Genomic DNA, 8,578 nt, shown 5'->3' with positions numbered 1-8,578 from the left:
CTCCCACATTTGATTTGTGGCGTACGCAAATCCAATGTGGGAGCGAGCCTGCTCGCGATGAGGCCAGACCAACCACCGCAAGGAGTCAGGGATACTCCAACACCGCCTTAATCTGCTGAAGATTACGCTCGATCCACCCCCGATCAATCGCTCCCCACTCGCGAATCCGGTAGCGACCCGCATGGTTGCGCGCGCCCTCTTCCTGCTCGAACTCGCACACAATGTCCAGATCCGCCAGTGCCGCAATGGTGTCCTGGGCCGTGCGTCGTGGCATGCCGGTGACGTCAGTCAGTGCCGGGACGCTGCTGGCCAGCCCGCTGTCGATCAGGTACGCCACGTACAACCGGCGATAAAAGCTGCTCTTGGTCTTGCTCACGTCCATCCAGATCCCCTAACTGCCATTCTTACTGCATATCCCGCCACGTCAGGTACACCCGCAAATCGAACTCAACCTGGTGGTACCCCGGCAACATGTGTTCGCACAGCTTGTAGAACGCCTTGTTGTGATCCGATTCCTTGAAGTGGGCCAGTTCGTGCACCACGATCATTTTCAGAAACTCGGACGGCGCCTCCTTGAACAGCGAAGCCACGCGGATTTCTTTCTTGGCCTTGAGCTTGCCACCTTGCACCCGGGAAATCGTGGTGTGCAGGCCGAGGGCGCGATGGGTCAGGTCCAGGCGGTTGTCGAACAACACCTTGTCGATGGCCGGCGCGTTACGCAGGTATTCCTGCTTGAGGTCCAGGGCATAGGTGTACAACGCCTTGTCGCTCTGCACGCCGTGTTTTTCCGGGTAACGCTGGGTCAGGTAGTCGCCAAGCCGACCATCGCTGATCAGCTTACGCACTTGGTCCTGCAACGTTGCGGGATAGGCCTGGAGGTATTTCAACGCGGTCATTGGGGCGGCAACACACATCACGAAAAGGTCGCCAGTGTAGCGAATTCAGTCAATCAGCGCGCTCCAGTCGAACGGCTGCACAAAGGCGCCGACGTCCTCGGCCATCATCGGTCGCGCGACCAGGAAGCCTTGCACATACCCGCAGCCATTGGCGCGCAGCCACTCGTACTGCGCAACGGTTTCCACCCCTTCGGCAATCACCAGCATCCCGTACTGATTGCACAGTTCGATCACGTTACGCACCAGTGCCGCATCCCGGGACGAGTCCGGCAGGCGCGCAATCAGATGCCGATCCAGCTTGAGGGTGTCCAGTTCAAGATCGCGCAGGTGAGCCAACGAACAAGGACCGGAACCGAAGTCGTCCAACGCCACCCGCACCCCGAGATTGCGCAGTAGACGCAATTGTTTGCGGGTTTCTTCCGGGTTGTGGGCCAAGGCTTCTTCGGTGACCTCGACCTCCAGGTGATGAGGTTGCAAGCCAAAACGCTCCAGCACCTGGCGCAACTCGGTCACCAGGTTTGGCATGCCAAATTGGGTGCTGCTCAAACTGACGCCCAGCACCAGGTCGTCAGCGAACACGGTTTCCCAGTCTTTGCGCTGCGCGGCGCTTCGCTGGTAGATCCAGCTGCCCAGACGGCTGATCAGCCGGGCTTCCTCCAGCAACGGTAAAAACAACCCAGGCGGCACGTCGCCGACACTCGGGTGCTGCCAGCGCAACAATGCCTCGAACCCGCGAATCCGCCCGTCCGCAATCGCCACTTGCGGCTGATAGACCAGATTGAAATCACGGTTCTCGATGGCCGTGCGTACGCTTTCTTCGAGCATCAGGCGCGAGCGTGCCCGGCCATTCATTTCGTGATCATAGAAGCGATATTGCTGGCGCCCGGCGCGCTTGGCTTCATACATGGCGATGTCGGACGCGCGCAGCAAACCGTCGAGATTGGCCCCGCAATCCGGGTAGGTGGCGATGCCGATACTGGCGCCCAGGGCAATGTCCAGCCCATCGATCTGCTGACAGATCGACACCCGCTCGATCAGCTTCTCGGCGATTTTTGCCGCTTGCTCGGGAAACTCCAGGTCCAGCAACGCGGTGAACTCGTCACCGCCCATGCGCGCCAGGATGTCGAAGGGGCGCAGGCAGGCTTTCAACTGCTCGGACACCCAGCGCAACACCCGGTCGCCGGCATCGTGGCCAAGGGAGTCGTTGACCCGCTTGAAACCGTCAAGATCGAGATACAGCAGCACCCACGCACTGTCCGAACGCTCGCCGCGCAGCAGCAGGTTTTCCACGGTCTGGTAGAAACCCCGGCGATTGAGCAGCCCGGTCAGCGGGTCGGTCACCGCCTGAAATTCCAGTTGCTGGTGCAGGTGGCGTACCACCGACATGTCCAGCACCGTCACCACCATGGCCCGTTGCTCGGAGGGCAGCGGCGCGCAAGACAGCGCCACCGGCACTTGCTGGCCGGGCGCCGTGCGCAGCAGCGCGTCGTGCAGGCGCATGATCTCGCCGCGCTGGTAGCCAGTGAACAGTTCCGAATCGGCCCAGATCGGGATATGCGGTTTTTGCAGGAAATCCAGAAACTCCCGGCCTTGCAGGTCTTGCACAGTGGCACTGAGCAGCCGCGACATCGCCGGATTGGCGAACTGGATCAGGCCGTCTTCTCCCACCACCAGAATACCTTCGGCAGCGTTTTCCAGAACCGAGGCGCTGAAGGCGCGAGCGACTTCCAGGTCACGGCTCAAACGCTGCAACGCGCGGCGATTGCGTTGGTGTTCGAGCAACGCCTGAACCTTGGGCTTGAGGATTTGCGGATCAAACGGTTTGAACAGGTAATCCACCGCGCCGCTGGCATAGCCCTTGATCACGGCGTCCTGGGACTGCTCGTTGGCGGTGAGAAAGATAATGGGGGTGAGGCGGGTTCGCTGGCTGCCACGCATGAGGCGCGCCACTTCAAAACCGTCCATGCCGGGCATCTGCACATCCAGCAGCACCAGGTCGACATCATGCTCAAGCAGCACGCCGAGTGCCTCGAAACCCGAGGCGGCGGTCATGACATGCCAGTCCTGGCGCTGTAACAACGCGCGCATGCTGACCAGGTTTTCCGGGTAATCGTCGACGATTAAAAGGATTGAGTTGCCTTCAATTGGCGGTGGGTGCGCGCATTCCATGCTGCTTCTCTTGTTCGGGGCGTCAGGCCGGTTTCTCGTGAAAACCGGACAAATACTAAGCCTTCACTCTAGACCGGGTTCCGTGAAAGCAGAAGGTGTCAGTACGCCATCATTTAATCAATGCGTCATTTGCCGACTAACGGTCACCTCTACAGGCCGCTGAATTAGCGGCAGATGGCCTTTTAACAGGATTTTGACGTCACCCATTTGTCGGTCCGACGTTAACAAATTTCCCTTCTACGCTTATAAAGGCCGCCCTTCAAGGCGCGTGCTAGAGCTTCTGGTACGCACGTGCTGCAAAAATCTGTGGAAGCTTTGCCTATGATCGATCTCGCAACCTGGAACTTGAGCGTTCCTGTCGGCAGCCCGCCGTACACCGTTGAAACCGAAAAACTGGTGAAGGGCTTCAAGGATCAATACTTCCATTCCGACACCGGCACGCTGTTTTTCTGGTCTCCGGTGACCGGCACGAAAACCGAAAACGCGAAATATCCCCGCACCGAACTGCGCGAAACCTACAGCAATGGCACCTTGCACAATTGGTACTACCCGGATGCCGACAACTTACTGCGCGCCACCCTCGCGGTGAACCAGGTGCCGAGTTCGGGCAAAATCGTCATCGGGCAGATCCATGCCTATGAAAGCCAGAAGCCTCTGGTGAAGGTCGAGTATCAGTACAAGACCAGCACCCAGACCGGCAACATCGTCGCCAAAGTGCGCATGCACCCTGATGATGGCGAAGGTCGGGTCATCATCGTCGCGACCGGCGTGAAGCTGGACCAGGAGTTTTCCTACCTCATTCACTTAAGCCCGGGCGGTGCGCTGGGCATCAGTGCGGCGGGTTATCAGTGGGACACCAAGATCAGCGCCACGTGGCGCGTCAAACCGCTGTACTTCAAGGCCGGTGTCTATGTGCAGGACAACACCGGGTACACCAGCGAAGGCGGGAAAGTGACGTTCAGCAAGCTGGATATCGATCACGATAAGTGACAACGAAGCACTATTGAACCTGTGGGAGCGAGCCTGCTCGCGAAAAACCTGAGCTCACCGCGGCGAGCCAGGCTGCCAGCGTTATCGTTCACGCCCATCGCGAGCAAGCTCGCTCCTACAATGAGCGCGTTCAACCTAGAATCGTCGCCCATAAAAAAACCCGCATTTCTGCGGGTTTTTTTATGCGCCGAGTCTTAGTTGACCTTGGCGTTCAGCTCACCTTTGAGGTAACGCTGGTACATCGCTTCCAGGGAGATCGGCTTGATCTTCGAAGCGTTGCCGGCGGTACCAAAGGCTTCGTAACGAGCGATACACACATCACGCATCGCGGTCACGGTGGCGCCGAAGAATTTACGCGGGTCAAATTCGCTCGGGTTGGTGGCCATCAGGCGACGCATCGCACCGGTGGACGCCAGGCGCAGGTCGGTGTCGATGTTGACCTTGCGCACGCCGTGCTTGATGCCTTCGACGATTTCTTCAACCGGCACGCCGTAGGTTTCTTTGATGTCGCCGCCGTACTGGTTGATGATCGCCAGCCACTCTTGCGGAACCGAAGACGAACCGTGCATCACCAGGTGAGTGTTCGGAATACGCTTGTGGATTTCCTTGATGCGATCGATGGCCAGCACGTCACCGGTAGGTGGCTTGGTGAACTTGTACGCGCCGTGGCTGGTGCCGATGGCAATGGCCAGGGCGTCGACCTGAGTGCGTTTGACGAAGTCAGCGGCTTCTTCCGGATCGGTCAGCATTTGGCTGTGATCCAGAACGCCTTCAGCGCCGATACCGTCTTCTTCACCGGCCATGCCGGTTTCCAGCGAACCCAGGCAGCCCAGCTCGCCTTCAACCGATACGCCGCAGGCGTGAGCCATGGCCACGGTTTGTTGGGTTACACGGACGTTGTAGTCGTAGTCGGTCGGGGTCTTGCCGTCTTCGCCCAGGGAACCGTCCATCATCACCGAGCTGAAGCCCAGTTGAATGGAGCGCTGGCAGACGTCAGGGCTGGTGCCGTGGTCCTGGTGCATGCACACCGGGATGTGCGGGAATTCTTCGATGGCCGCCAGGATCAGGTGACGCAGGAACGGTGCGCCGGCGTATTTGCGAGCACCGGCCGAAGCCTGGACGATCACCGGGGAGTCAGTCTTGTCAGCGGCTTCCATGATGGCGCGCATCTGCTCAAGGTTGTTGACGTTAAAAGCTGGAACGCCGTAGCCGAATTCGGCTGCGTGGTCCAGCATCTGGCGCATGCTGATAAGTGCCATTGTGTGTGTCTCTCCCGGTTGAGGGTCGTTAATCGTGCCAGCCTGCCGTAGCGGCGGCGGCTATTCAAGTTATTGCAGATCGGGGGTCAGCCCGGCCTGCGAATTCGGTACAACATAAATCCTGAGTGTGACGATGAACCTGTGGCGAGCGAGCTTGCTCGCGCTCGGCTGCGAAGCAGTCGTAATCCGGTTGACCTGGTAAGCACCGTGCCAACAGGATCAGGACCGCTTCGCGCTCCAGCGGGAGCAAGCTCCCTCGCCACAAAAGCCCTTCTGCTACGCCCTACTGCGCCTTGCAGCCGCGGCCAATCAAATCGTTGGTGGCAACCCAGTAAACCAGGCCTTCCTCACCTTTTATGTGAAACGCCAGCATGTCGTTGCTGTACAGCGAACCGTCGGCGCCCGGCTCATGCTTCAAGCGATAGACCTGATCGGCCCCGCCCAGGCGAACGTCGACTTCCTTGCGGCTGTCGTCGCTGTAGCGCCACACCACTTTGGCCTGGCTGTCGCAGGTCCAGGTGGTCCAACTGTCCGTCGATTCGGCGGGCTTGAACAGGTTCAAACTGGAGCAACCTGCCAGCAGTGCCAGCGCCGTAACGGCGATAAAACCTTTCATCCGTGTTCCTCGACTGACGACGCCCGCCGCCAGCCCTGAGTAAAGAGTCAGACCCGTCAGGGGCAGCCACGTTCCTTGGCCGGCGTCTGTGTTTCGTATTTGTCCAGGCCATCCGGCCCGGAACGCTTGTTGAGAACCGGGTTGGTTTCCGCCTGCCAGTCGGCCTGGTAACAGCCACTCTGTGGTGCGGATGGCGCAGGTTCCGGACTGGCTTTCGGGTTACTCCCGCAAGCCGCCAGCAAACCCGCGACGATCAACAGCGCTAACGTCTTGACCATCGGAACACTCCTTTGCCTGGTCAAATGGGCGGCCTCAGGCCTTGGCCCGGCTTTCCAGGACTTCAACGGCCGGCAGCACCTTGCCTTCGACGAATTCGAGGAACGCGCCGCCGCCGGTAGAAATGTAGGAGATCTGATCGGCAACGCCATATTTATCGATGGCCGCCAGGGTGTCGCCGCCGCCCGCGATGGAGAATGCCGAGCTTTGCGCAATGGCCTGGGCCAGGACTTTGGTGCCGTTGCCAAACTGGTCGAATTCGAACACGCCGACCGGGCCGTTCCACAGAATGGTCTTGGATGCCTTCAATAGCTCGGCGAAGTTCGCCGCGGTCTGCGGGCCGATGTCCAGGATCATGTCGTCTGCCGCCACGTCCGCGATCAGCTTGACGGTGGCCGTCGCGCTTTCAGCGAATTCCTTGGCAACCACCACGTCGACTGGCAGCGGCACGCTGACCTTGGCGGCGATGGCGCGTGCGGTGTCCAGCAGGTCCGGCTCGTACAGCGACTTGCCGACCGGGTGACCGGCAGCGGCCAGGAAAGTGTTGGCGATGCCGCCGCCCACGATCAGCTGGTTGCAGATCTGGCTCAGGCTGTTCAGCACGTCCAGTTTGGTCGACACCTTGGAACCGGCAACGATGGCGGCCATTGGCTGGGCCGGGGCGCCGAGGGCTTTGCCCAGTGCGTCCAGTTCGGCGGCCAGCAGCGGACCAGCAGCAGCGATTTTGGCGAACTTGGCCACGCCATGGGTCGAACCTTCGGCGCGGTGAGCGGTGCCGAAGGCGTCCATTACGAACACGTCGCACAGGGCGGCGTACTGCTGGGCCAGTTCGTCAGCGTTCTTTTTCTCGCCCTTGTTGAAGCGCACGTTTTCGAACAGCACGATGTCGCCGGCCTTCACGTCGACGCCGCCCAGATAATCAGCCACCAGCGGCACTTCGCGACCCAGGGCCTTGCTCAGGTAGTCGGCGACTGGCTTGAGGCTGTTCTCGGCCGAGAACTCGCCTTCGGTCGGACGGCCAAGGTGCGAGCAGACCATCACGGCCGCGCCTTTTTCCAGGGCCAGCTTGATGGTCGGCAGCGAGGCCAGGATTCGCGCATCGCTGGTGACAACACCGTCCTTGACTGGGACGTTGAGGTCTTCGCGGATCAATACGCGCTTACCTTGCAGATCGAGGTCGGACATCTTCAACACGGTCATGGGTCGCACTTCCTACGGTTTTTTTGAAGTTGCTGTTTGCAGATAGTGTTCTGCAACATCCAGCATTCGGTTGGCAAAACCCCATTCGTTGTCGAACCAGGCCAGGATATTCACCAGCCGCGGGCCGGAAACTCGAGTCTGACTGGCATCGACGATTGCCGAATGTGGGTCGTGGTTGAAATCACAGCTCGCGTGAGGCAGCTCGGTGTAGGCCAGCAGGCCTTTGAGCGGGCCGCTGGTGGCGGCCTCGCGCAGGATCCGGTTGACCTCGGTGGCGTCGGTGTCGCTAACGGTCTGCATCGTAATGTCGAGGCAGGACACGTTAACCGTCGGCACCCGCACGGCTTTGGCCTGAATTCGTCCGGCAAGTTCCGGCAGCAGGCGTTCTATGCCGCGCGCCAGACCAGTGGACACCGGAATCACCGACTGGAACGCCGAACGGGTGCGGCGCAGGTCTTCGTGGTGATAAGCGTCGATCACCGGCTGGTCGTTCATGGCCGAGTGAATCGTGGTGATCGACACGTACTCCAGACCGATGGCCTGATCCAGCAAACGCAACAGCGGCACGCCGCAGTTGGTGGTACAGGAGGCGTTGGACACCAGCAGTTCGTCGCCGGTCAGGCACTCCTGGTTCACGCCATAGACGATGGTGGCGTCGACATCCGCTTCGCTGGCCATCGGCTGGGAAAACAGCACGCGCGGTGCGCCGGCGTCGAGGAACCGCTGGCCATCTTCACGGGTGTGGTAGGCGCCGGAGCATTCCAGCACCAGATCGACGCCCAACGACGCCCAATCGATGCCTTCTGGGGTGGCACTGCGCAACACCTTCACGCAGTCGCCATTAATATGCAGACAATCGCCCTCGACCTTCACTTCGCCGGGAAACCGGCCATGGGTGGAGTCGAAGCGTGTCAGGTATTCGATGCTGGCCATGTCGGCCAGATCGTTGATCGCGACAATTTCAAACCCGGCTTTCTCGCCTCGCTCAAACAACGCACGCAAGACGCAACGACCAATCCGGCCGTAGCCGTTGAGTGCAACTTTGTAAGGACGCGGTTGAGGCATGGGGTTCTCGATTACCGTGGTGAATCTGTCATTGCAGCGCTGACCGAACCACCGCCATCGCGAGCAGGCTCGCTCCCACATTGGAATGCGTTTCCATGTGGGAGCGA

Annotated in this window: 9 protein-coding genes; 1 reads left to right on the top strand and 8 read right to left on the bottom strand. The window is 60.1% G+C overall.

Features of this window, described 5'->3' with window-relative positions:
• Nucleotides 1-85 precede the first annotated feature (85 nt).
• Genes EJA72_RS18530 through EJA72_RS18520 form a run of 3 tightly spaced genes read right to left on the bottom strand, consistent with a single transcriptional unit; the run spans nucleotide 86 to nucleotide 3,065 of the window.
• Nucleotides 86-382 (bottom strand): helix-turn-helix domain-containing protein, encoded by a 297-nt coding sequence (locus EJA72_RS18530; protein ID WP_157712859.1) that lies wholly within the window; start codon nucleotides 380-382, stop codon nucleotides 86-88.
• 22 nt (nucleotides 383-404) lie between these two features.
• On the bottom strand, nucleotides 405-896 hold the full coding sequence (locus EJA72_RS18525) for a M48 family metallopeptidase (protein ID WP_157712858.1): 492 nt from the start codon (nucleotides 894-896) through the stop codon (nucleotides 405-407).
• Nucleotides 897-941: 45 nt separating this feature from the next.
• A complete protein-coding gene (locus tag EJA72_RS18520; RefSeq protein WP_157712857.1) occupies nucleotides 942-3,065 on the bottom strand; it encodes a bifunctional diguanylate cyclase/phosphodiesterase in 2,124 nt (707 codons plus the stop codon).
• 321 nt (nucleotides 3,066-3,386) lie between these two features.
• Here EJA72_RS18520 and EJA72_RS18515 point away from each other — a divergent pair, with 321 nt between their 5' ends.
• Entirely contained in the window at nucleotides 3,387-4,055 is a 669-nt protein-coding gene (locus tag EJA72_RS18515; protein ID WP_157712856.1) for a polysaccharide lyase family 7 protein, read from the top strand.
• A 194-nt stretch (nucleotides 4,056-4,249) separates the two neighbouring features.
• Here EJA72_RS18515 and fba read toward each other — a convergent pair whose 3' ends face one another.
• From fba to epd, 5 genes are all read right to left on the bottom strand, one after another.
• Nucleotides 4,250-5,314, bottom strand: coding sequence for a class II fructose-bisphosphate aldolase (gene fba, locus EJA72_RS18510; protein ID WP_008081027.1), 1,065 nt, complete (start codon nucleotides 5,312-5,314; stop codon nucleotides 4,250-4,252).
• A 283-nt stretch (nucleotides 5,315-5,597) separates the two neighbouring features.
• Nucleotides 5,598-5,930, bottom strand: a complete 333-nt coding sequence (locus tag EJA72_RS18505) for an MliC family protein (protein WP_157712855.1) — start codon at nucleotides 5,928-5,930, stop codon at nucleotides 5,598-5,600.
• 56 nt (nucleotides 5,931-5,986) lie between these two features.
• Nucleotides 5,987-6,208 (bottom strand): hypothetical protein, encoded by a 222-nt coding sequence (locus tag EJA72_RS18500; RefSeq protein WP_157712854.1) that lies wholly within the window; start codon nucleotides 6,206-6,208, stop codon nucleotides 5,987-5,989.
• Between the two features lie 34 nt (nucleotides 6,209-6,242).
• On the bottom strand, nucleotides 6,243-7,406 hold the full coding sequence (locus EJA72_RS18495; RefSeq protein ID WP_157712853.1) for a phosphoglycerate kinase: 1,164 nt from the start codon (nucleotides 7,404-7,406) through the stop codon (nucleotides 6,243-6,245).
• A 12-nt stretch (nucleotides 7,407-7,418) separates the two neighbouring features.
• The gene (gene epd, locus EJA72_RS18490) at nucleotides 7,419-8,471 is read right to left on the bottom strand and encodes an erythrose-4-phosphate dehydrogenase (RefSeq protein WP_157712852.1); all 1,053 of its coding nucleotides are present in this window, start codon (nucleotides 8,469-8,471) and stop codon (nucleotides 7,419-7,421) included.
• Nucleotides 8,472-8,578 lie beyond the last annotated feature (107 nt).

Origin of the sequence: Pseudomonas sp. PB120, from assembly GCF_009761815.1 — a bacterium.
Taxonomy (GTDB): Bacteria; Pseudomonadota; Gammaproteobacteria; order Pseudomonadales; family Pseudomonadaceae; genus Aquipseudomonas.
The sequence above is the reverse complement of the archived record's forward strand: the minus strand, read 5'-3'. Positions and strand labels throughout refer to the sequence as shown.